This window comes from Vogesella lacus, assembly GCF_979366295.1.
Genome location: NZ_CEETQT010000005.1, coordinates 167,081 through 188,866, shown reverse-complemented (window position 1 = coordinate 188,866; position 21,786 = coordinate 167,081). Strand labels below are relative to the sequence as shown.

20 protein-coding genes and 1 tRNA gene are annotated in these 21,786 nt (G+C 59.0%); 8 read left to right on the top strand and 13 right to left on the bottom strand.

The window, feature by feature from the left end; all coding sequences use genetic code 11:
* Window positions 1-25 precede the first annotated feature (25 nt).
* From ACZ9W6_RS08425 to xseA, 9 genes are all read right to left on the bottom strand, one after another.
* Entirely contained in the window at window positions 26-511 is a 486-nt protein-coding gene (locus ACZ9W6_RS08425; protein WP_465190653.1) for a DUF456 domain-containing protein, read from the bottom strand.
* Window positions 512-596: 85 nt separating this feature from the next.
* On the bottom strand, window positions 597-2,651 hold the full coding sequence (gene ppk1 / locus ACZ9W6_RS08420) for a polyphosphate kinase 1 (RefSeq protein WP_465190652.1): 2,055 nt from the start codon (window positions 2,649-2,651) through the stop codon (window positions 597-599).
* 63 nt (window positions 2,652-2,714) lie between these two features.
* Window positions 2,715-2,981, bottom strand: coding sequence for an oxidative damage protection protein (locus tag ACZ9W6_RS08415; protein WP_465190651.1), 267 nt, complete (start codon window positions 2,979-2,981; stop codon window positions 2,715-2,717).
* Window positions 2,982-3,061: 80 nt separating this feature from the next.
* Entirely contained in the window at window positions 3,062-4,369 is a 1,308-nt protein-coding gene (gene argA, locus ACZ9W6_RS08410) for an amino-acid N-acetyltransferase (protein WP_465190650.1), read from the bottom strand.
* Window positions 4,370-4,521: 152 nt separating this feature from the next.
* A complete protein-coding gene (locus ACZ9W6_RS08405; RefSeq protein ID WP_465190649.1) occupies window positions 4,522-5,907 on the bottom strand; it encodes a S41 family peptidase in 1,386 nt (461 codons plus the stop codon).
* Between the two features lie 21 nt (window positions 5,908-5,928).
* On the bottom strand, window positions 5,929-7,248 hold the full coding sequence (locus ACZ9W6_RS08400) for a murein hydrolase activator EnvC family protein (protein ID WP_465190648.1): 1,320 nt from the start codon (window positions 7,246-7,248) through the stop codon (window positions 5,929-5,931).
* Window positions 7,245-8,771, bottom strand: a complete 1,527-nt coding sequence (gene gpmI, locus ACZ9W6_RS08395; protein ID WP_465190647.1) for a 2,3-bisphosphoglycerate-independent phosphoglycerate mutase — start codon at window positions 8,769-8,771, stop codon at window positions 7,245-7,247. Before gpmI ends, ACZ9W6_RS08400 begins: the two co-directional genes overlap by 4 nt.
* A gap of 85 nt (window positions 8,772-8,856) precedes the next feature.
* A complete protein-coding gene (locus ACZ9W6_RS08390; protein ID WP_465190646.1) occupies window positions 8,857-9,315 on the bottom strand; it encodes a DUF4442 domain-containing protein in 459 nt (152 codons plus the stop codon).
* Window positions 9,316-9,384: 69 nt separating this feature from the next.
* Window positions 9,385-10,740 (bottom strand): exodeoxyribonuclease VII large subunit, encoded by a 1,356-nt coding sequence (gene xseA, locus ACZ9W6_RS08385; RefSeq protein ID WP_465190645.1) that lies wholly within the window; start codon window positions 10,738-10,740, stop codon window positions 9,385-9,387.
* A 366-nt stretch (window positions 10,741-11,106) separates the two neighbouring features.
* Between xseA and ACZ9W6_RS08380 the strand changes: the two genes are divergently transcribed.
* Genes ACZ9W6_RS08380 through adk form a run of 6 tightly spaced genes read left to right on the top strand, consistent with a single transcriptional unit; the run spans window position 11,107 to window position 14,773 of the window.
* Window positions 11,107-11,718 carry a MotA/TolQ/ExbB proton channel family protein gene (locus ACZ9W6_RS08380; RefSeq protein WP_465190644.1) on the top strand — a complete coding sequence of 204 codons (612 nt, stop codon included), beginning with the start codon at window positions 11,107-11,109 and terminating at the stop codon, window positions 11,716-11,718.
* Between the two features lie 6 nt (window positions 11,719-11,724).
* The gene (locus tag ACZ9W6_RS08375; RefSeq protein ID WP_465190643.1) at window positions 11,725-12,144 is read left to right on the top strand and encodes an ExbD/TolR family protein; all 420 of its coding nucleotides are present in this window, start codon (window positions 11,725-11,727) and stop codon (window positions 12,142-12,144) included.
* On the top strand, window positions 12,141-13,232 hold the full coding sequence (lpxK, locus tag ACZ9W6_RS08370) for a tetraacyldisaccharide 4'-kinase (RefSeq protein ID WP_465190642.1): 1,092 nt from the start codon (window positions 12,141-12,143) through the stop codon (window positions 13,230-13,232). Before ACZ9W6_RS08375 ends, lpxK begins: the two co-directional genes overlap by 4 nt.
* Complete coding sequence (locus ACZ9W6_RS08365; RefSeq protein WP_465190734.1) at window positions 13,159-13,320, top strand: Trm112 family protein; 162 nt, start codon at window positions 13,159-13,161, stop codon at window positions 13,318-13,320. The genes lpxK and ACZ9W6_RS08365 overlap by 74 nt, the downstream gene beginning before the upstream one ends.
* The gene (kdsB, locus tag ACZ9W6_RS08360; RefSeq protein ID WP_465190641.1) at window positions 13,317-14,084 is read left to right on the top strand and encodes a 3-deoxy-manno-octulosonate cytidylyltransferase; all 768 of its coding nucleotides are present in this window, start codon (window positions 13,317-13,319) and stop codon (window positions 14,082-14,084) included. Before ACZ9W6_RS08365 ends, kdsB begins: the two co-directional genes overlap by 4 nt.
* Window positions 14,085-14,116: 32 nt before the next feature.
* Window positions 14,117-14,773: an adenylate kinase gene (gene adk, locus ACZ9W6_RS08355; RefSeq protein WP_465190640.1), complete on the top strand. Its 657-nt coding sequence runs from the start codon at window positions 14,117-14,119 to the stop codon at window positions 14,771-14,773.
* Between the two features lie 130 nt (window positions 14,774-14,903).
* On the opposite strand, the gene ACZ9W6_RS08350 is transcribed toward adk, so the two are convergent.
* On the bottom strand, window positions 14,904-16,316 hold the full coding sequence (locus ACZ9W6_RS08350; protein ID WP_465190639.1) for a sodium:proton antiporter: 1,413 nt from the start codon (window positions 16,314-16,316) through the stop codon (window positions 14,904-14,906).
* A 276-nt stretch (window positions 16,317-16,592) separates the two neighbouring features.
* Between ACZ9W6_RS08350 and ACZ9W6_RS08345 the strand changes: the two genes are divergently transcribed.
* Complete coding sequence (locus ACZ9W6_RS08345) at window positions 16,593-16,982, top strand: LexA family protein (protein ID WP_465190638.1); 390 nt, start codon at window positions 16,593-16,595, stop codon at window positions 16,980-16,982.
* A 1-nt stretch (window position 16,983) separates the two neighbouring features.
* Window positions 16,984-18,249 (top strand): Y-family DNA polymerase, encoded by a 1,266-nt coding sequence (locus ACZ9W6_RS08340; RefSeq protein WP_465190637.1) that lies wholly within the window; start codon window positions 16,984-16,986, stop codon window positions 18,247-18,249.
* A gap of 108 nt (window positions 18,250-18,357) precedes the next feature.
* On the opposite strand, the gene ACZ9W6_RS08335 is transcribed toward ACZ9W6_RS08340, so the two are convergent.
* From ACZ9W6_RS08335 to rpoD, 3 genes are all read right to left on the bottom strand, one after another.
* The gene (locus ACZ9W6_RS08335; protein WP_465190636.1) at window positions 18,358-19,437 is read right to left on the bottom strand and encodes a polyamine ABC transporter substrate-binding protein; all 1,080 of its coding nucleotides are present in this window, start codon (window positions 19,435-19,437) and stop codon (window positions 18,358-18,360) included.
* 266 nt (window positions 19,438-19,703) lie between these two features.
* A tRNA-Ile gene (locus ACZ9W6_RS08330) sits at window positions 19,704-19,780 on the bottom strand.
* A 29-nt stretch (window positions 19,781-19,809) separates the two neighbouring features.
* Window positions 19,810-21,744: an RNA polymerase sigma factor RpoD gene (rpoD, locus tag ACZ9W6_RS08325; protein WP_465190635.1), complete on the bottom strand. Its 1,935-nt coding sequence runs from the start codon at window positions 21,742-21,744 to the stop codon at window positions 19,810-19,812.
* Window positions 21,745-21,786 lie beyond the last annotated feature (42 nt).

Here is a 21,786-nt window from a genome sequence, read left to right as displayed (position 1 = left end):
TGCGGCCAACGTTGGCCGCAAGGGTTCAGATGATCAGGGCGGCGGCAAAAACAGCCAGCATGGCAAAGGCGCAGGCAATCTTGGCGACGGTGCCGGCGAGAAAGCCGATGAAGGTGGCAACGCCGACCTTGCCGGCTTGCGGCAGATCGCGACGGGCTTTGAGTTCACCGGCAATCGCGCCGATGATAGGGCCGATGATGGCACCGATCAGGCCGAGAAACATGCCGACGAGGCCGCCGATAAACGAGCCCCACAGCGCCTCGCGGCTGGCACCGCTTTTCTTGGCACCAAGCAGGCCGGCCACGCTTTCGATGATCATGCCGGCTGCGCCGACGATACAGATGGTCAGCAGCGGCCAGAAACTGACATAGGCAAAGTCGCCAGCCCAGGCGGCGAGCAGAATGCCGGCTGCGAGGATGCCAAGGCCGGGCAGGGCGGGATAGATGGTGCCGGCAAGGCCGATCAGGATCAGCAGGCCGGACAGGACATACCAAAGTACATGCCAGTCCATGGGGACTCCTAAAAAAGGTAATGCAGAAAAGAAAACGGCGCTGCCGATAAGTTCCGCAGCGCCGCCCTGTTCAGCCTGACAATGCTCAGGAAGTGTATTCCTGCAGCAGTGTTTCCTGAGCGCAGCGCCCTTTGCCACGAGCGAGGCGACGGCGATAGCTGCCGTCAGACTGCATCTCCCAGGCATTGGCATTGTCGTCCAGATAAATGCGCAGGCCTTCTTTCATGATGCGGCGTTTCAGTTTCGGATCCAGAATCGGTACGCAAGTCTCGATGCGGCGGAAGAAGTTGCGGCCCATCCAGTCAGCGCTGGCAATGAACAGGTCTTCAGCCTTGTCATTCAGGAAGTAGAACACGCGGGTGTGCTCGAGGAAGCGGCCAACGATAGAGCGCACGGTGATGTTTTCCGACAAGCCTTCAACGCCGGGGCGCAGCGCGCAGACGCCGCGCACGATCAGGTTGATCTTCACCCCGGCCTGGCTCGCGCGATACAGCGCCTGGATGACTTGTGGTTCCAGCAGCGCATTCATCTTGGCGATGATCTGCGCCGGCTTGCCGGCTTGCGCATGCGAGATCTCGCGGTCAATCGCGCTGATGATCATGCTGTGCAGGGTAAACGGCGACTGATACAGATGCTTCATGGTGCCGGCGCGGCCAAGGCCGGTAATCTGCACGAACAGATCATTGACGTCGCTGACGATCTCTTCATTGCAGGTCAGCAGGCCAAAGTCGGTATACAGCCGCGCGGTGCGCGGATGGTAGTTACCGGTGCCGAGGTGGGCATAACGCTTGAGCTTGCCGTCTTCACGACGCACCACCAGCAGCATCTTGGCGTGTACCTTGTAGCCGAATACGCCATACACCACGTGGGCACCGGCGTCTTCGAGACGCGATGCCCAGCCGATATTGGCTTCTTCATCAAAGCGTGCCATCAGCTCGACCACCACCGTCACCTGTTTGCCGGCACGGGCGGCGGCAATCAGCGATTCCATCAGCACCGAGTCGGTGCCGGTGCGGTAAACCGTCATTTTGATCGCCACCACATCAGGATCGATGGCGGCATTGACCAGCATATCGATGACCGGCTGGAAGGACTGGAAGGGGTGGTGCAACAGGATGTCCTGCTTGCGGATGGCCTCGAACAGCGAAGCCTTCTTGGCCAGCGGTGCCGGCAAGGTCGCGGTAAACGGTTTGAACTTGAGATCCGGGCGATCGACCTGATCCGGTACCTGCATCAGCCGTACCAGATTCACCGGGCCATCAACGCGGTACACGTCTTGTGACTGCAGATTGAAGGTATGCAGCAGGAAGGCTTCCATATGCGCGGGGCAGGTATCGGCAATCTCCAGACGCACGGCATCGCCAAACTGGCGCTGGCGCAATTCGCCCTGCAGCGCGGTGCGCAGGTTTTTCACATCGTCATCATCCACGCTGACTTCGCTGTCGCGGGTCACGCGGAACTGGTAGCAGCCCTTGACCAGCATGCCGGGGAACAGCTCGTGAATATGGGCGTGAATGATGGACGACAGGAAGACAAAGGTATTCGGGTTGCCATCGGCGAGTTCCGGCGGCAGCTTGATCACCCGCGGCAGGATGCGCGGTGCCTGCATGATGGCAATGCCGGATTCGCGACCGAAGGCGTCGGCCCCTTCCAGCTCGATGATGAAGTTCAGCGACTTGTTCAGCAGCTTGGGGAAGGGGTGGGACGGATCCAGCCCGATCGGCGTCAGGATGGGCATCAGCTCGCGGAAGAAATACTCGCGGACCCATTCGCGCTGGGCGGCATCCCATTCGTTACGGCGCCAGAAAATGATGCCTTCGGCGCGCAAGGCCGGGAAGATTTCATCGCGCAGCAGGCGGTATTGTTCCTGCACCAGACTCTGGGCGGCCTGTGCGAGGTGAGCAAGCGTTTCGGCCGGCTTGTTGCCGTCGGGCAGGATGCGATCCGGGGTGGTATGCGCGGCATCTTTCAGCCAGGCAACGCGTACCTCAGCAAACTCGTCCATATTGGACGACACAATGCACAGGAATTTCAGCCGCTCCAGCAGGGGCAGATGTTCTTCTTCGGCCTGGGCCATGACGCGACGGTTGAATTCGATCAGGCCGAGTTCTCGATTGAGCAGGTTGTCGTTTGGAGTCATTTTTATGCTGATGATATGTTGCCTGGGGAGAAAAAAGCCCTCGCGAGGAGGGCTGGCTTGCGATTACTGCGGGGTGAAACCGGCGATCTGATCGGCGCCCTGACCGAAGAAGTAAGCTTCCATCTGGGCGGCCAGGTATTGGCGCGCGCGGGCGTCGGCCAGACTCAGGCGGTTTTCATTGATCAGCATGGTCTGATACTTCAGCCAGCCTTGCCATGCTTCCTTGGAAACGTTTTCCAGGATGCGCTGGCCCAGTGCGCCTGGCAGAGGGGGAAAGTCCATGCCTTCGGCTTCGCGACCGAGCTTAACGCAGTTGACCATACGTGCCATGTTGTTGATTCCTTGCTAAGAGACGAAACAATAAAAGCCAATTGTGTCACATTGATGACAGCTTGTGGCCAACCTTGCAATCACAAGGGTTTGACCAGCACTTTCGAGCGGCGATTGTGGTTGTACAACTCGCGGCGGGAGGCCGGCAAGTCGTCAACGTTGGCCGCAACAAAGCCGCGCTCGGCAAACCAGTGCGCAGTCTGGGTAGTCAGCAGGAACAGCGAGCGGAAACCATACAGCCTTGCCCGCTGTTCGACATATTTCACCAGCAGATCGCCATAGCCCGATTTGCGCCGTTCATTGCTGACGGCAAGGCAGGCCAGCTCGGCCATCTTGTCATCAGGGAAGGGCAGCATGGCGATGCAGGCGGCGATGCGGTCGTCGTGCTCGAGCACGATGTAGTCCTTGATCTGCATTTCCAGGTGTTCACGACTGCGCTTGATCAGCACGCCTTGTTCCTGCAGCGGACGTATCAGCGCGAGAATGTCGCCGACATCATCGATGCTGGCTTCGCGGATCTTCACCAGCGAATCGCGCGCGATCATGGTGCCGGTGCCGTAGTCGGTAAACAACTCGACCAGCAAGGCACCATCCTCGTCATGGCTGACAAGATGCGAGCGGGCGACGCCTTCGCGGGTGGCGCGAATCGCATACGGCAGGCTCAGGCGGCATTCTTCGTTATCGATGCCGGCCGCCAGAATCTCGTCCGCCTGGTCGGCTGACAGAGCGCTGTGCAGCGTGCCGTCACTGTCGATCAGGCCATGACTCTGCACCATGAAGATCAGCTTTTCGGCCTTCAACTCGACCGCCATCTGGCAGGCGACTTCCTCCATGGTCATATTGAAGGCTTCGCCGGTCGGCGAGTAGCCGATCAGCGAGCTCAGCACCAGCTCGCCACGTTGCAGGCGCAGATTGATGGCCTCGGTGTCGATCTTGCGCACCTTGCCGCTGTATTCCATATCGACGCCATCGAGCACGCCCAGTGGCTGGGCAGTCACGAAGTTGCCACCGGCGATGCGCAGGTGCGCGCCATGCATCGGTGAATTGGGCATGCCCATGGACAGGAAAGCTTCGAGATCATGGCGCAGCCCGCCGACCGCCGCCTTGACTGCGGCCAACGTTGCCATATCGGTGACGCGGCGGCCCTGATGGAATCGTCGTTCTATGCCGCGTAACTTCAGCTGTTCATCAATCTGCGGGCGCGCGCCGTGTACCAGCACGATGCGCACGCCGAGGCTGACCAGCAGGTTCAGATCCTGGGCGAGGCCATACAGATTGCCTTGCGCCAGGCATTCACCATTGATGGCCACGACAAAAGTCTTGCCGCGGAAGGCATTGATATACGGGGCTGCCTCGCGAAAGGCGAGAACGAATTCGGGATGCAACATGGCGTGTGCCTGCACGGGTGAGGGTGGTGTACGGTCTGTAATCTAGCGGGAAAATATGACTATCGTGCGCGAATCGACGCACAGCGACTGAAGGCGCGCGACAGAGGCAGACGCCGGAGACGGCTGGGCCGCCAGTCTCCGGCAAACTGCGCTTACTTCTTCAGCAGGACCTGCTGAACCTTCAGGATGTTCAGCGCCTGGTTCAGCTGCTGATCGACATTGTTGTCGCTGGTCTTGGCTGCCTTGTCGGCTTTCGGCTCGTTGCCATTGGCCGGCTTGCCTGCTGGTGTGGCAGCGGGTTTTTTGCTGTCGGCTTCGGCCGGGTTGGCCAGATGGCGTTCCAGATCAGCCTCGCGGATGCGCAGCGGGGCAAAGGCCTCGTTACCTTCTTCTACCACGATATCCGGCTCGATACCCTTGGCCTGGATGGAGCGGCCCTTCGGCGTGAAATAGCGCGCGGTGGTCAGCTTGATGCCGCCACTATTCGACAGCGGCAGCACCGACTGCACCGAGCCCTTGCCGAAGGTTTGCGTGCCGACAATCACGGCGCGCTTGTGATCCTGCAGCGCGCCGGCCACGATTTCCGAGGCGGAGGCCGAGCCGGCATTGACCAGCACTACCAGCGGCACATTCTTGATTTCGCCCGGTACATTGGCGTAGTAGTTCGGGCCCTTGCTGCGCTGGTAGTCACGCGCATTGGCGTACAGCTTCATGCCGGAATCGGTCGCGCGACCTTCGGTATAAACCACCAGCGCGTCCTGCGGCAGGAAGGCGGCTGACACGCCGACAGCACCATGCAGCACGCCGCCCGGGTCATCACGCAGATCCAGCACCAGGCCCTTCAGCGGCTCCTTGTTGTCCTTGTAAAGCTGGCTCAGCGCCTGGGCAAAGTTCTCGGTGGTGTGTTCCTGGAACTGTGCCACGCGGACATAACCAAAGCCTGGCTCCAGCATGCGAGATTTCACGCTGCGGGTCTTGATGATGGCGCGGGTCAGGCTGAATACCAGTGGTTTGGATTCATTCTTGCGCGCGATAGTCAGCGTCACCTTGGTGCCTGGCTTGCCGCGCATTTTCTTGACGGCATCGTTGAGCGACAGGCCGCGCACCGGTGTGTCGTCAATCTTGACGATCAGATCGCCGCTCTTGATGCCGGCTTTCTGCGCTGGTGTGTCTTCGATTGGCGATACCACTTTCACCAAGCCATCTTCGGCACCGATCTCGATACCCAAGCCGCCAAATTCGCCTTGGGTGCCTTCGCGGAATTCCTTGAATTCGGCCGGATCGTAGTAGTCGGAATGCGGATCAAGGCCGGACAACATGCCCTTGATCGCTTCGTTGATCAGTTTCTTGTCTTCAACCGGCTCGACATAGTCCTGCTTGATGCGACCGAATACCTCGGCAAAGGTGCGCAGCTCGTCCAGTGGCAGGATCTGGCTGCTGCTCTTGTCGGCAAAGGCCTGGATGCTGATGCTCAAAGCCCCGCCGAGAATGGCGCCAGTGGTCAGCAAGGCAAGTTTACGAAGACGTGGAGTACTCATTATTGACTTTCTGTACTGATGCTAGCGCGCCCAGGACTGCGGATTGATCGGGCGACCCATATAGCGCAATTCAAAATACAAACCGGTCTCGCCGCTTTCCAGCGAGCCACTTGCCCCGAGCACATCACCACCCTTGATCGAGGCGCCGGTGCCGCGCACCATGGTGCCAAAGCCGGTATACACGGTCATGTAGTTGCCACCGTGATCGATAATCATGGTGTTGCCGAAACCGCGCAACCAGCCGGCGTAGACGACATCGCCATCGGCGACCACGCGCACCGGCGTGCCGGCTGCGGTGCGGATGTAAAGGCCCTTCCAGCTTGCCCCTTCACCGCGCTTGCTGCCAAAGCGGCCACCAATCTCGCCGGAAACCGGCAGCTTCATGCGGCCTTGCAGGCTGCGGAAGGCCTTGCCGGACTGGCTGCTGTCGACGACTTCATCCACGACTTCCGGCTTGCTTTCAGGCTTGCTTTCCGGCTTGCGCTCGGGCGGTGCCGGCTTGCCTTGTTTCTTCGCCGCGGCCAGTTCCTGGCGGCGTTTTTCTGCGGCCAACCTGGCGGCTTCCTGACGCGCCTTGCGGGCGGCGGCGGCCTTGGCGGCGCGCTCCTGCTCGCGGCGGCGGATTTCGGCGTTAATACGGGCAATCAGCGCGGTCAGCTCTTTTTCATCTTCCTTGAGCTGACGCAGTTTTTGTTGCTGATTGCGGATGTTCTGATCCAGCTCGCTGACTTGCTGGCTGCGCTCGTTACGCGCAGTCTGCAGGCGGCGTTTTTCTTCGACTTTCTCGCGTGACAGTTTGCCCAGCCGTACCAGTTCGTCTTCAACCCGCTCGCTCATCGCCGCCAGCTGGATTTCCTGCTCCTGCAATTGCTGGATCTGCTCTTGCTGGGCGCGATGGATGTGCGAGTAATAGGTAAGGTGACGGGCGCGCTGGTTCGGGTCCTGGCTGCTGAACAGGATGGTCAGCGCATCCTGCTGACTGCCGCGCTTGTATTCGGCGGCCAGCATCTTGCTGACTTTTTGCCGGGTAACCGCAACACGGGTACGGATGTCATACAGCTCTTTTTGCAGCTGATCGAGCTGACTGCCAGTGTTTTGCTGCTTTTGCTCCAGCTGGTTCAGGGCCTGGTGAGTCGCCTGCAGTGCCTGGTCCGACTTGGCGATTTCACCGGCGGTTTTCTTGCGTTCGGCTTCTTTTTGCGCGATATCCTTCTGCAAGGTGTTGATTTCCTTGCGGACTGATTGCAGGTCTTGCTGCGGTGCGGCGGTGTTGGCCGCAGGCGCAGCCAGCACACTGGCAGACAGCGTGCTGGCAAAGGTGAAGGCTAGCAGTTGTTTCACTGGAAGTTGATCAGGTTGCGGCCGGTCATTTCTGCCGGTTGCGGCAGGCCCATCATCGCCAGCAGGGTCGGTGCCAGATCGCGCAGCGCACCGTCGTCCTGCAGGCTGGCCTTGCGGCCAACATACAGCAGCGGCACCTTTTGCAGGGTGTGCTGGGTATGTGCCTGATGGTGGATGTCATCGTGCATCTGCTCGCAATTGCCGTGGTCGGCGGTGACCAGCACTTCGCCGCCGATAGCCAGCATGGCATCGACGCAGCGCTGCACGCACTCATCCAGCGTTTCGACGGCCTTGACCGCAGCATCAAACACGCCGGTGTGGCCAACCATATCGCCATTGGCGTAGTTGCAGATGATGGCAGCGTACTGACGACTCTCGATTGCCTCGACGATGTGCGCGGTCACTTCACGCGCACTCATTTCGGGCTGCAGATCATAAGTCGCGACTTTGGGCGAGGGCACCAGAATGCGGTCTTCGCCCGGATAAACCTGTTCTTCGCCACCGTTGAAGAAATAGGTGACGTGCGGGTATTTCTCGGTTTCGGCAATTCGTAGCTGCTTGAGGCCCTGATTGGACAGGTACTCACCCAGGCCATTGCTGATTTTTTGCGGCGCGTAGGCAACCGGATTCTTGTAGGCCTCGCCGTAGGACGTCAGGGTGGCATACATGGCAAAGGCTGGTTGGCGCAGGGCAAAGCCGTCAAACGCCGGGTCGGTCAGTGCCGAGGTCAGCTGGCGCGCGCGGTCGGCACGGAAGTTCATGAACACCACCACGTCGCCATCCAGCATCTTCAGCGGTTCGCCGATAATGGTGGTCTTGACGAACTCGTCATTCTCGCCGCGCTCGTAAGCCGCCGCGAGTGCGTCCAGCGTGTTGGCCGCATGGAATTCGGCTTCGCCTTCAACCAGCGCATGGCAAGGTGCCTGCATGCGCTCCCAGCGCTTGTCTCTGTCCATCGCCCAGTAGCGGCCGCTGACGGTTGTGACGCGGGCATTCGGGCAGCGTGCGAGTACGGCATCGAGGCGCTGCAGATAGGTTTCGGCGCTGCGCGGCGGGGTGTCACGGCCGTCAAGGAAGGCGTGGAGGGCGATGCGGCCAACGCCGGCCGCCTGCGCACCTTCGATCAGGGCGTGAATATGGTTTTCGTGGCTGTGGACGCCGCCATCGGACAAGAGGCCCATGATGTGCAGCGTGCTGTTGCTGTTCTTGGCGGTGCGGATGGCCTCGGCCAGCACCGGGTTGGCCGCAAGGGTGCCGGCTTCGATATCGCAATCGATGCGGCTGATGTCCTGTTGCACGATGCGACCGGCACCGATATTGAGGTGGCCGACTTCGGAATTGCCGAACTGGCCGGATGGCAGGCCGACATTGTGCTCGGAGGCATCCAGCGTACTGTAAGGATAACGTGCCTTCAGCGCATCCCAGTGCGGGGTGCGCGCCGCCAGAATCGCGTTGTCGTCGCCTTCTTCGCGGTGGCCGAAGCCGTCGAGGATCAGAAGCAGTACCGGTGTAAGCTGAGCCATGAATGTTCCGTATCTTTACTTGATGTCAGTCCGTCATCCGCATCGCTGCGGCCAAGGTCGATAGTAAAGCATCATGGCGCGGCTGTCAGTGGCCGGCGCGCGTTTGCTTGCGGCGGATATACAAGGTTTTGTTAATGCGCGAGACCACTTCGCCTTGCTGATCGGTGACCTCGACTTGCAGTGTCGGCAAGAATTTATTGCCATCGGCAGTTCGGGTTCGCGCCTCGGCTAGAAAGGCTTCATCCAGCCGGAAAACGGCATTGACGATACCTTTGCCCGGCTTGATGTAGTCGATGTCGCCGGCCTTGTCCCACACGATGTAATCCTTGCCGAGGTTTTTCAGCGTCATCAGCATGAAAAACGGGTCGGTCATTGCGTACAGGCTGCCGCCAAAGTGCACACCGACATAATTGCGATTGAGCATGCCCAGTTTCAGCTGTACTTCGACACGCCGCCAGTCCGGGCTGATGGATTTGACCTTGATGCCTGCACCGCGAAAGGGCGGCCACAGATTGAACACGAGCTTGGCAAGACGATGGTTCATGATGATTAAAACGGCCGTTTGAAAGTCGGTATCGTCTGCCGGCTTTTGATCTGCGTCAAGCCCGTATCGTCAAAATGGCAGCTGCGGCTGAGTGCCTTGCTGCTGCTCGACGCTGACCAGTGCCTCACCTGCGGCCAACTGCAGCTTGAGCTTTTCGCCATGCTGCAGGCTGGCTGGGTCTTTCACCACGCTGTTATCCAGTCGCTGCACGATGGCATAGCCGCGCGCCAGCACGGCCTCCGGGCTGATGGCCTGCAAGGTGGCTTGCAGCTGCTGGCTTTGCGCCTGCTTGCCATTCAATAACTGGCGCATGGCGGCACGCAGACGGGCCGCATGTAGCGCCAGTGACTGCTGTTCACGCCCGGGTTGAGGACGTAATTGTTGTAGCCGTGTCTGCAGTGTCTGCGTGCGGCGGTAGTGGTTTTGCTGTTGCAGGCGGACGCTGTGCTGCAGGCGCAGCTGCATCTGTTGCAAGGTCTGCCTTTGCTGGCGCAGGGCGTCACCGGGGTGGCGCAGACGGCGGGCGAGATAGTCGAGGCGCTGGCCCTTGTCGGTCAGCAGGCGTGCCAGTGCGCGGTCAAGCTGGCGGCGCTGTTGTTCCAGCTGGCGTTGCAGTACCTGCTGGTCGGTGGACAGCAATTCGGCCGCGGCGGTTGGTGTGGCCGCCCGCCGGTCGGCGACAAAGTCGGCAATGGTAAAGTCGGTCTCGTGGCCAACCCCGCTGACAATCGGTAATTCACTGGCGTGAATGGCGCGCGCCAGTACCTCTTCATTGAATGCCCACAAGTCTTCGAGACTACCGCCACCACGACACAGCAACAGCACATCGACCTCCTTGCGCTGATTGGCCACCCTGATGGCCTGGGCCAGCTGTTCCGCCGCCTGTGTGCCTTGCACCAGGGCCGGATAGAGAACCAGCTTGATCGACGGCATGCGGCGGCGGAAGGTCGTCACCACATCGCGCAGTGCCGCCGCGGCAGGCGAGGTGATGATGCCGACGCTGGTGGCAAAGCTCGGCAGCGCTTTTTTATACCGACTGTCGAACAATCCTTCGGCCTCAAGCTGGGCTTTCAGCCGCAAGAAAGCCTCGAACAAGCGGCCCTGACCTGCCTCGCGCATGTCTTCGACGTTGATCTGGTAATCACCACGCGCCTCGTAAAGGGTAACGCTGCCGCGCAGTTCGACCTGCATGCCTTCGCGTGGGCGAAATCCCAATGCAGACAGCCGGTTACGGAACATCACGCAGCGTACCTGTGCCTGGCGGTCTTTCAGCGAAAAATAGGCATGGCCCGAGGCAGCGAGGGTCAGATTGGAAATCTCGCCCTCGACCCAGCAAGGGGGCAGGGCGGTTTCCAGTAGCTCGCGTGCCAGCCGGTTGAGCGAGCTGACGCTGATGACGTCAGTTTGAGGCGAAGTCAGGAACATGTTTGGTGCATTAATCCACAAGTCGTATCTGGCCGTGCTGTGTTGATTGCGTATGACAATCTGACTACCGGCTCAAGATTGAAAAGATAAAAATCTTTTAAAATCAATTATTTATATTTTGCCTGTTTTTCAGGTATTTACGATAAAAGCCAAGCAGGACAAGGGTTTGCCTGAGGTGTCAGCAGTTTCTCCACAGACTTATCCACAGCATTTGTTGGCAAGTAGAAAAAGCCCTGTAAAGTTGCGGACTTAGCGCGCAAAGCTGCAAACAGTTGTGAATGCCAGTGTAGTGAGTGGCATGGTTGCAGCTATCAGTCCGAGCCGATAAAGTCTCGGCATTCCCTAATCCGTTTCTGGAGAGTTCCTGTGTGGTCGATTATCGACGCGGCCGGTTGGCCGATCTGGACCATTATTCTGGCATCTATTGTGGCGTCGGTCATTGTGTTCGAACGCTTTTACAGCCTGCGCACTGCGGTGGTGACGCCGCCTAATCTCTTGGCGCAAACCCTGCAGGAATTCCGCCGCAATGGCGTCAGCAAGGAAATGGTCAGCGAACTGCGCCAGCATTCCCCGCTGGGGCGCGTGTTGGCCGCAGGTCTGCGCCAATCTGGTGGCCGGCGCGAGGTGATGAAGGAGGCCATCGAGGATGAAGGCCGTATCGTCGCACATGGCCTGGAGAAATATCTGACTACGCTGGGCACGATTGCGGCCATGGCTCCCTTGCTGGGTCTCCTGGGTACGGTGATCGGCATGATCGAGATCTTCGGTGCGCAATCGCCGTCCGGCAGCGACCCGCGTGCGCTGGCACATGGTATTTCGGTGGCGCTGTACAACACCGCCTTCGGTCTGATCGTCGCCATCCCGGCCATGTTCTTCTATCGCCACTTCCGCGCCCGTGTCGATGCCTTGCTGGTCGAGATGGAGGCGCAGGCCATTCATCTGCTGGACGCCGTGTGTGGCGGCCGTCGCGAGGACTAAGGGCCGATGAATTTCCGACGCAATCGCCATCGCGAAGAGCCCGAGATCAACTTCATTCCGCTGATTGATTTGCTGCTGGTGATCCTGATTTTCCTGATGGTGACCACCAGCTATACCCGTTATGCCGAGCTGGAGCTGAATCTGCCCAGTGCGGAGGGGCAATCCGAGGCACCGAAGCAGGCACCGCTGCAGGCTGCCGTGACTGCCGATGGCCGCTATGCGCTGTCAGGCCAACTGTTGGCAGCTAGCGATCTTGCCAGTCTGAGTCAGCAATTGCGCACTTTGGCTCAGGGACAGAAGCAGGCCGTGCTGATCATCAATGCCGATGCCAAGGCCAGTCATCAGTCGGTAGTGCTGCTGATGGAGGCGGCGCGTGAGGCCGGTATCCTGCGCGTGACCTTCGCCACCAAAAAGGCAGCGGGATGAGCGCGCTGGAACGTCACTGGTATCAGCCGCGTTTCTGGCTGACCGTGTTGCTGTGGCCGCTGGAGTGCCTGTTCATATTGTTGGCGGCAGTGCGCCGCTGGCTGTTTCGCCTGGGGGTATTGAAGCAGACGACGCTGCCGGTGCCGGTGGTCATCATCGGCAATATCAATGTCGGCGGGGTGGGCAAGACGCCACTGACACAGGCCTTGCTGGCCGGCTTTCGCCAGCAGGGTATCAAGGTTGGCGTGATCAGTCGTGGCTATGGTGGCAGCGTCTTGCGGCCAACCCTGGTTGATGAGCGTTGTAGCGCAGCCGAAGTGGGGGATGAGCCACTGTTGCTGGCGGCCAGTGGCATGCCGGTGGTGGTTGGCCGCGACCGCGTGGCCGCCGCGCAGTTTTTGCTGCAACAGGTGTCGGATGTGCAGCTGCTGCTCAGCGATGATGGCCTGCAGCATTATGCACTGGGGCGTAGTCTCGAAATTGTGGTGCTGGATGGCCGGCGTGGCATCGGTAATGGCCATCTGCTGCCAGCCGGGCCGTTGCGTGAATCGTGGAGGCGTCTGCGTAGTGTGGATGCGGTAGTGATCAACGGTTCGGGCGGACAGTTGCCGGCCTTTCCGCCAGCCTTGCCGATTTTTCGCCAACGTCTGCAATATGGTGCTTTCGAGCATCTTGCGGGCGAGTTGCCAGCACGGCAGGCTGGTGACTTTGCCGGCCAGCGTGTTGTGGCGATGGCAGGTATCGGCCACCCACAACGTTTTTTTGATGGCTTGCAACAACTGGGGCTAAGGCCGGCAGCCACGGTGGCCCTGCCGGATCATCATGACTTTGCCGGTCAGGTGTGGCCGGCGGACGCTGATGCGATCATCGTCACTGCCAAGGATGCGGTGAAGTTGCAGCGCAACAATCATGGTAAACTGTGGGTGCTACCTGTACATGCACAGGTGGAACCCGATCTGACGACATGGATTTTGTCGCAACTGGAAACAAGACATGGATGCAAAATTTCTCGAGATTCTGGTCTGTCCGCTGTGCAAGGGCCCGCTGCATCTGGACAAGCCGGCACAGGAACTGATCTGCAAGGCTGATCGCCTGGCTTTTCCGATTCGTGATGGCATCCCGATGATGCTGGAAAGCGAAGCGCGCGAGTTGGCCGCAGAGGAAGAAGTCAAATGAGTTTTACCGTGGTCATCCCGGCCCGACTGTCGTCCAGTCGCTTGCCGGAAAAACCACTGGCCGATATCGGCGGCAAGCCGATGGTCGTGCGTGTTGCCGAACGTGCGCTGCAATCGGCGGCACAGCAGGTGGTGGTGGCAACCGACAGTCAGCGCATTGTCGATGTGTGCCGCGAGCATGGCCTGCAGGTCTTGCTGACCCGTGCCGATCACCCGAGCGGTACCGACCGTTTGGCCGAGGTGGCCGAGCAGCTGGCGCTGGCGGCGGATCATATCGTCGTCAATGTGCAGGGTGACGAGCCGCTGATCGAGCCGGCGCTGATTGACAGTCTTGCCCGCTTGCTGCAGCAGACCGATGCCAGCATGGCCACGCTGGCCCATCCGCTGCATGATGCGGCAGAGATGCTGAACCCGAACGTGGTCAAGGTGGTACTGAACAAGGCCGGCAAGGCACTGTATTTCAGCCGCGCGCCGATTCCGTATCCGCGCGATGCCTTTGCGCAGGATAAGTCGGTACTGCCGGCAGGTTTGCCGATTTTCCGCCACATCGGCATCTATGCCTATCGCGCATCGCTCTTGCAGCAGTACAACCAGCTGAGCCCTGCGCCGCTGGAACAGTACGAAGCACTGGAGCAGTTGCGCATGCTGTGGCATGGTTATGACATTGCGGTTGATTGTGTCGATCAGGCTCCGCTGGCCGGGGTGGATACACCCGAAGATCTGGCACGAGTGCGCGCGTACTTTGCGGCCAACCTTTCCGGATAACACAACGAAGTAAATACTAGGGAGTTTTAGAGATGAAGTTGATTCTGTTGGGCGCGCCTGGTGCCGGTAAGGGTACTCAAGCGAATTTCATTCGCGAAAAATTCGGCATTCCACAAATCTCCACCGGCGACATGCTGCGCGCTGCGGTGAAGGCCGGCACTCCGCTGGGTGTGGAAGCCAAGAAAATCATGGATGCAGGTGGTCTGGTTCGTGATGACATCATTATCGGTCTGGTCAAAGAGCGTATCTCCGAGGCGGATTGCGCCAACGGTTTCCTGTTTGACGGCTTCCCGCGCACCATTCCGCAGGCTGAGGCAATGAAGGCCGCTGGTGTTGATATCGACTTCGTGGTTGAAATCGACGTGCCGGATGAAAACATCATCGACCGTATGTCCGGTCGCCGCGTACACGTTGCTTCGGGCCGTACCTACCACGTCAAATACAATCCGCCAAAAGTGGAAGGCGTGGATGACGAGACTGGCGAGCCGCTGGTGCAGCGTGATGACGACAAGGCCGAAACCGTGAAAAAGCGTCTGGACGTTTATCACGAGCAGACCGAAGTACTGGTTGGCTTCTACTCGGAAATGGCTGCTTCCGGCGATGCCAAGGCGCCAAAGTATGTGAAGATCGACGGTACCCGTCCGGTGGATGTGGTGAAAGACGACGTTCTGACGGTACTGAGCGTTTAAGTCGAGCCAGTTCCTACGGCACACGTAAACCCCGCACCTTGTGCGGGGTTTTGTTTTTGGTGTGCTCAAGAATCGCAGTTAGCAAAAAGCCCTGCCGGGGCAGGGCTTTTTGCGGCCAACCTTCTGAGACTCAGAAGAACAGGAAGGTCTGCAGGATAAAGACCGGAATCAGGCAGCAAGCAGCCCAGCCGATATAGCCGAAGAAGCTCGGCATCTTCACGCCGCGCTCTTCCACAATCGCCTTCACCATAAAGTTGGGTGCATTGCCGATATAGCTGTTGGCACCCATGAAGACGGCGCCCATCGAGATCGCCAGCAGGGTGTTGGCGCCGGTGCTCATCAAGTGCTGGGCATCGCCGCCAGCCAAATTGAAGAACACCAGATAAGTCGGTGCATTATCTAGGAAGCTCGACAGCGCGCCAGTCAGCCAGAAGTAGGCGGCATTTACAGGCGTGCCATCAGGCTGGCTGACCAGACTGACGAGGCCGGAGAAGGCACCATTGTGACCGGCTTTCAGCATAGCCAGTACCGGGATCATGCTGATGAAGATACCAGCAAACAGCTTGGCTACTTCCTGCATTGGCGCCCAGTTGAAGGCATTGGCTTCGCGGCAGGTCTTTGGTGTCAGCTTCAGTGATAGTGCCGCAATACCCAGCAGCAGCACATCGCGCGCGACGTTCTGCAGCTCGATATCGATACCGTATACCTGCCAGGCGATGCCGGGTTTCCACAGGCCGGACAGCAAGACCGCGCCGACAATTCCACCCAGCAAAGCAAAGTTGATCTTCCCTTCGATGGCCAGCGGGCTGTCAGGTGTCGGGTCTGCGGCCAACTTTGCAAGGCTTTCCTTGCGGTAAAAATGGCAGTCCAGCAGATAGAACATGATCAGCAGGATCGCGCTGGCGCTCAGCATCGGCAGCAGCATATGGCTCATGGTCCAGCCGAAGCCCACACCTTTCAGGAAGCCGAGAAACAGCGGCGGGTCGCCCAAGGGGGTCAGCGAGCCGCCGATATTGGCCACCAGAAAGATGAAGAACACGAATACATGAGTCTTGTGGCGGCGGTTGTCATTGGCGCGGATCAGCGGGCGAACCAGCAGCATGGCTGCGCCGGTGGTGCCGGTAAAGCTGGCAAGGCCGGTGCCGATCGCCAGTACGCCGGTATTGAGGGCGGGCGAGCCATGCAGATTGCCACGTATATAGATGCCACCGGCCACCGTGAACAGGGTGCCCAGCAGAATCAGGAAGGGGATGTACTCGAGTGCCAGCGTGTGCGCAATCTCGTGAAGTACCGTGCCAGCACCGTGTTGGGCGGCAAAGGGCAAGGCAAAGGCTAGCGCCCAGCCGGCAGCAATCTTGCCGAAATGATGGTGCCAGATGGCGGGGGCCAGCAGCGGCATCAGCGCGATCGAAAGCAGCAGGCCGGCAAATGGCACAGCCCACCAGGTCGACAGGCTGGCACCGTCAACACTGGCATGGGCCAGTGCAGGTAGCAGTGTCAGTGCCGTCGGGGTCAGTACACGGCGAAAGAGGGTGGAGGACATGTCTATCCCTGGTTATGTCTGCAGCCTGACTCCGGCAATCGGCTGCTGTCGTTGTTGGAAGTAAGCAAACCGGAAGCGCGCTATTGTAATGGCTAGTGCTTTTTTGCGGCTATCGGGGACTTCCCCTTTTTTTGTGTTGCCGTGGCACTTTGCTACAGTCTGTGGCGGATATGGTCGCGCAGGGCTTGGCCTTTCTTTTGAATTTGTACATAATCAAAATGATTTCAGGAGTCCGCTATGCTACAGCCAATCTACAGGCCGTCGAGTCAATCAGATTTGTTATATCTACCCCTGTTTGCCAGCCGGGTGCCGGCGGGTTTTCCGTCGCCGGCGGCGGATTATCAGGAGCGCATGCTCGATCTGAACGAGTACCTGATCCAGGATGCGGCGGCGACTTTCATGCTGCGCGTCAGTGGCGACAGCATGAGCGGGGCCGGCATCGCCAGTGGCGATTTGCTGGTGGTGGATCGGGCGCTGCTGCCGCAGCATGGCCAGATCGTGCTGGCGGTGGTGGATGGCGATTTCACCGTCAAGCGCCTGTACCGCCAGCATGGCCGGCTGGAATTGCGTGCCGAGAATCCGGCTTATGCGCCGATTTGCCTGGCGGATGGGCAGGAGCTGCAAATCTGGGGCGTGGTGACGGCCTGCATCAAGCGGTTTGCCTGAGATGCCGACTTTTGCGCTGGTGGACGGCAACAGCTTTTACGCCAGTTGCGAGCGCTTGTTTCGCCCCGACCTGGCCGGCAAGCCGGTGATCGTGCTCAGCAATAACGATGGCTGCGTGGTGGCGCGCAGCGCCGAGGCCAAGGCGCTGGGCATTCCCGGTTTTGTGCCGTATTTCGAGATTGCCGGTTTTTGCCGTCGCCATCAGGTGGCGGTGTTCAGCTCGAATTACGCGCTGTATGGCGACCTCAGCCGCCGCATGATGGATGTGATCGGCCGCTGGGGCTGCGGCCAGGAGGTGTACTCGATAGACGAGAGCTTCATCCTGCTGGATGGCGTGGCCGATCTCAAAAGCCATGCGGCCAACCTTCGCACCGATGTGTTGCGCCGCGTCGGCATTCCCAATTGCGTCGGCATCGGCAGCAGCAAGACGCTGGCCAAGCTGGCCAATCATGTGGCCAAGACCCATGCGCGCACCGGCGGCGTGTTTGCCTGGGACTGGCTGGATAGTCACTGGCGCGAGCAGTTGCTGCGGCGTTTGCCGGTGAGCAGTGTCTGGGGCGTCGGGCGGCAGCTGGCGCCAAGGTTGGCCGCAATGGGCATTCACACTGCCCGCGATTTGCAGGGGGCTGAGCTGCGGCAGATTCGTCGCCAGTTCGGCATCGTGCTGGAACGCACGGTGGCCGAGCTTAATGGCGAGAGCTGTCTGGCGCTGGAGGAGGTGGCCGCGCCGCGCCAGCAGATCATCGCCAGCCGCAGCTTTGCGCACCGCCTCAGCGATTTGCCGGCGCTGGAAAGTGCCATCAGCCATCATGCCGCCACTGCCAGCCACAAGTTGCGCGAGGATGGCTTGCTGGCGCGGCTGGTCGGGGTCGGCATTCGCAGCGACCGCTTCAAGCTGCAAGACGCGCAGTATCGCGGCTGGCTGGTGTTGCCCTTGCCGCAGGCCACGGATGATCTGCTGGCGATTACCCACACCGCGCTGACGGCACTGCGCCAGCTGTACCGGCCCGAGATCGGCTACAAGAAGGCGACGGTGATGCTGCTTGAGTTGCAGCCGGCGGCCAGCCATCAGCCGGATCTGTTCGAGCCGCCGGCCGACCCGCGCCGGCGACAGCTGATGCAGGTGATGGACCGCATCAACCGTCGCTACGGCCATGACGCGCTGCGTCTGGCCTGCGAGCTGCACAGCGATGACTGGCTGATGCGCCAGGCCTTGTGCTCGCCACGGCTGACGACCAGCTGGGACGAACTGCCGCTGGTGAGCTAGCCCCGCTGCTGACGCCGCCTCGCCGACAAAAGCCCTGATGCTGCAAGGTGCAGCTTGGCCGCATTGCGGCCAAGGCTTGTGCCGGCGTGCCGGTTTTGTCAGCTGTTTTTAGCGCCCGGCCTTCAGGCCTTGCCACAGCCGCGTATAACCCTGAATCGTTCTGGCCGGCACGGTCAGCGCGATGAAGCTGTCTTTCATCGCCTCTTTCGGCGGGAAGATGGTCGGGTTGTTCACGTATTGCTTGTCGATGTATTGCCGTGCGTCCAGCACGCCGGGCGCATAGGTCACCGCATTGGCGTTGGCCGCAGCGGTTTTCGGCTCCAGCATGGCATTGATGAATTTGTAGGCATTGTCGACGTTGGCCGCATCTTTCGGAATCGCCATCGAGTCCACCCACACTTCCATATGCTTGGGCAGCAAGACCTCGACATGTACCTTGCTCTTGGCCTCGGCAGCGCGGCGCTTGGCGATGTTCAGATCGCCCGAATAGCCCATGGCGACGCAGACCGAGCCGCCGGCCAGCTCGTTGATATAGCCGGACGAGGAGAAGCGGGTGTACGACTTACGCAGCTCGCGCAGCTGCGGCATGATGGCCTGATAGTCTTCGAGCTTGGGGCTGTTCGGATCTTTGCTAAAGTAATGCATGGCAATCGGGAAAAACTCGCTGGGCGAATCCAGCACGCTGACGCCACAGCCCTTGAGCTTGGCCACCAGCTCGGGCTTGAATACCAGATCCCACGGGTTTTCCGGCAGCTTGCCGCCCAGTGCTTTTTTCACCAGATCGCTATTGATGCCTATCGTGTTGATGCCCCAGAAGTAGGGCACGGCATGCTGGTTGCCCGGATCGAAACGCTCCATCAGCTTCATCAGCTCGGGGTCGAGCTTGGCCAGATTCGGAATCTTGCTCTTGTCCAGCGTGCGGAACATGCCGGCCTTGATGCCCATATCCAGCGTATTGTGGGTGGGCACCACCACGTCGTAGCCGGACTTGCCGGTCATCAGCTTGGCACGCAGCACTTCATTGCTGTCGTAGACGTCGTAGCGGATCTTGATGCCGTTGGCCTTGCTGAAGGCCGGGACGGTTTCTTCGGCAATGTAATCCGACCAGTTGTAGATATTCAGCACACCGGCCGCCCAGCTGGCCGGCGCCACGATCGCCAGCAAGGTACACAACAGTTTGCGTTTCATGCAGAGACTCCATCGGCTTGTCAGGAAGACTCAGGCTAAACTGTCAATGGCTTGTTTGTATTGATTTATTAAACAAATTTTGTGTGTAAATTCAAAGAAAGCTAGAAGATTTCTTTTATATCCGAATTATTGTTGAGTTGTGGCTATTTTCCTCTTTATTAAGCTATTCATCTGTTGGAATAATTAAACACAAGGACGTGTATTGAAAGGAATGTATAGAATAGAAAAAGGACTTGCAACTGACGCTGCAAGTCCTTGATTCATTTTGGTGGGCCCTGCGGGGCTCGAACCCGCGACCAAAGGATTATGAGTCCTCTGCTCTAACCAACTGAGCTAAAGGCCCGAAAGGCCGCCATTATAGCAGAATATTTTTTATTGGGTATTGCCAGGTTCATTATCTAGGAAGCTGCGCAGGCGTTCCGAGCGGGTCGGGTGACGCAGCTTGCGCAGTGCCTTGGCTTCAATCTGGCGGATACGTTCACGGGTCACATCAAACTGCTTGCCTACTTCTTCCAAGGTATGGTCGGTATTCATGTCGATACCGAAGCGCATGCGCAATACCTTGGCTTCACGTGGGGTCAGCGAGTCGAGGACCTCCTTGGTGGCGTCACGCAAGCTCGAGTACATGGCAGCATCTGCAGGTGCCACAGTTACCGAATCTTCGATGAAGTCACCCAAGTGCGAATCGTCGTCGTCACCGATTGGCGTTTCCATGGAGATCGGCTCTTTGGAGATCTTCATGATCTTGCGGATCTTGTCCTCCGGCATCTCCATCTTTTCTGCCAATTCGGCTGGATCTGGCTCACGACCGGTTTCCTGCAGGATCTGGCGGCTGATGCGATTCATCTTGTTGATGGTTTCGATCATGTGTACCGGAATGCGGATGGTACGTGCCTGATCTGCGATCGAGCGGGTAATCGCCTGACGGATCCACCATGTGGCGTAAGTCGAGAACTTGTAGCCACGGCGGTATTCGAACTTGTCTACCGCCTTCATCAGGCCGATGTTGCCTTCCTGGATCAGATCGAGGAATTGCAGGCCGCGATTGGTGTATTTCTTGGCGATGGAGATTACCAGACGCAGGTTGGCCTCGATCATCTCGCGCTTGGCCAGGCGTGCTTTGGTCTCGCCGGAAGACATCTGGCGATTAATCTCTTTCAGGTCTGAGATGTTGAGCATCGATGCTTTCTGCATGTCAACGATCTTGCCCTGCTTTTCGATAATCGCGTATTTGAAGCGAGACAGAACGTCAGACCATTCGTAATTGCAGGCGATTTCGTCCTCAACCCAGTCCAGATTGCATTCGTTGCCAGGGAATACCTTGATGAAGTGCTTGCGGTCCATGCGAACGCGGCTCACGCAAATGTCGAGGATTTCGCGCTCGAGTTTGCGGATGTCGTTGACGCTGGTGCGCAGGCTGTCACAGAGGCTTTCGATCTGGCGTGTCGAGAAGCGAACCAGCATGAACTGGTCGGAAATGGCCTGTTGAACGTCGTTGTACTCCTTGCTGCCAAAACCTTTTTTCTCGAGGATTTTCAGCAACTGGTCGTACTGGGTGCGAACTTCGGCGAAGTGGGCGAGCGTCTGCTGTTTCAGTTCTTCGAGGTTGGCCTCATTGAGACTGTTGCTGTCAGAGCCACCTTCCTCGTCTTCGCTTTCTTCATCCTCTTCCTCGTCGTCCTCACCGTCTTCGGCAGGCTCGTTGAAAGGGACTTCTTCTTCGACTTCAACCGCATTCGGGTCGATGATGCCTTCAACGATCTCGTCGACGCGCATTTCGCCGGCTTCAATCTTGGCGATCAGATCCAGAACCTGGGCAACGGAACCCGGGCAGGCCGAGATGGCCTGGATCATGTTTTTCAGGCCTTCTTCGATGCGCTTGGCGATGACGATTTCGCCTTCGCGGGTCAGCAGTTCAACCGAGCCCATTTCTCGCATATACATGCGCACAGGATCGGTGGTGCGACCAAACTCGGCATCAACGGACGACAGGGCCGCTTCGGCTTCTTCCACGGCGTCTTCGTCAGCCACGGCCGGTGTCGAGTCAGACATTAGCAGGGTTTCAGCGTCGGGAGCTTCGTCGTAGACCTGAATGCCCAAGCCGGTGATCATGCTGACGATGTTTTCGATCTGTTCGGTATCGGAAACGTCTTCAGGCAAGTGGTCATTGATCTCGGCATAGGTAAGGTAGCCACGCTCCTTACCCAACGCGATCAGCATGCGCAAGCGTTTACGCTGCTCTTCGATGCTCATCGGCTCGTTTGCCTGATCGGAATTCTGTTTCTTGATGTCGGGAGAAGCCGCCATTTGGTTTCCTGCTCAAAAAAGCCGAAAAAAACAATTGATTAT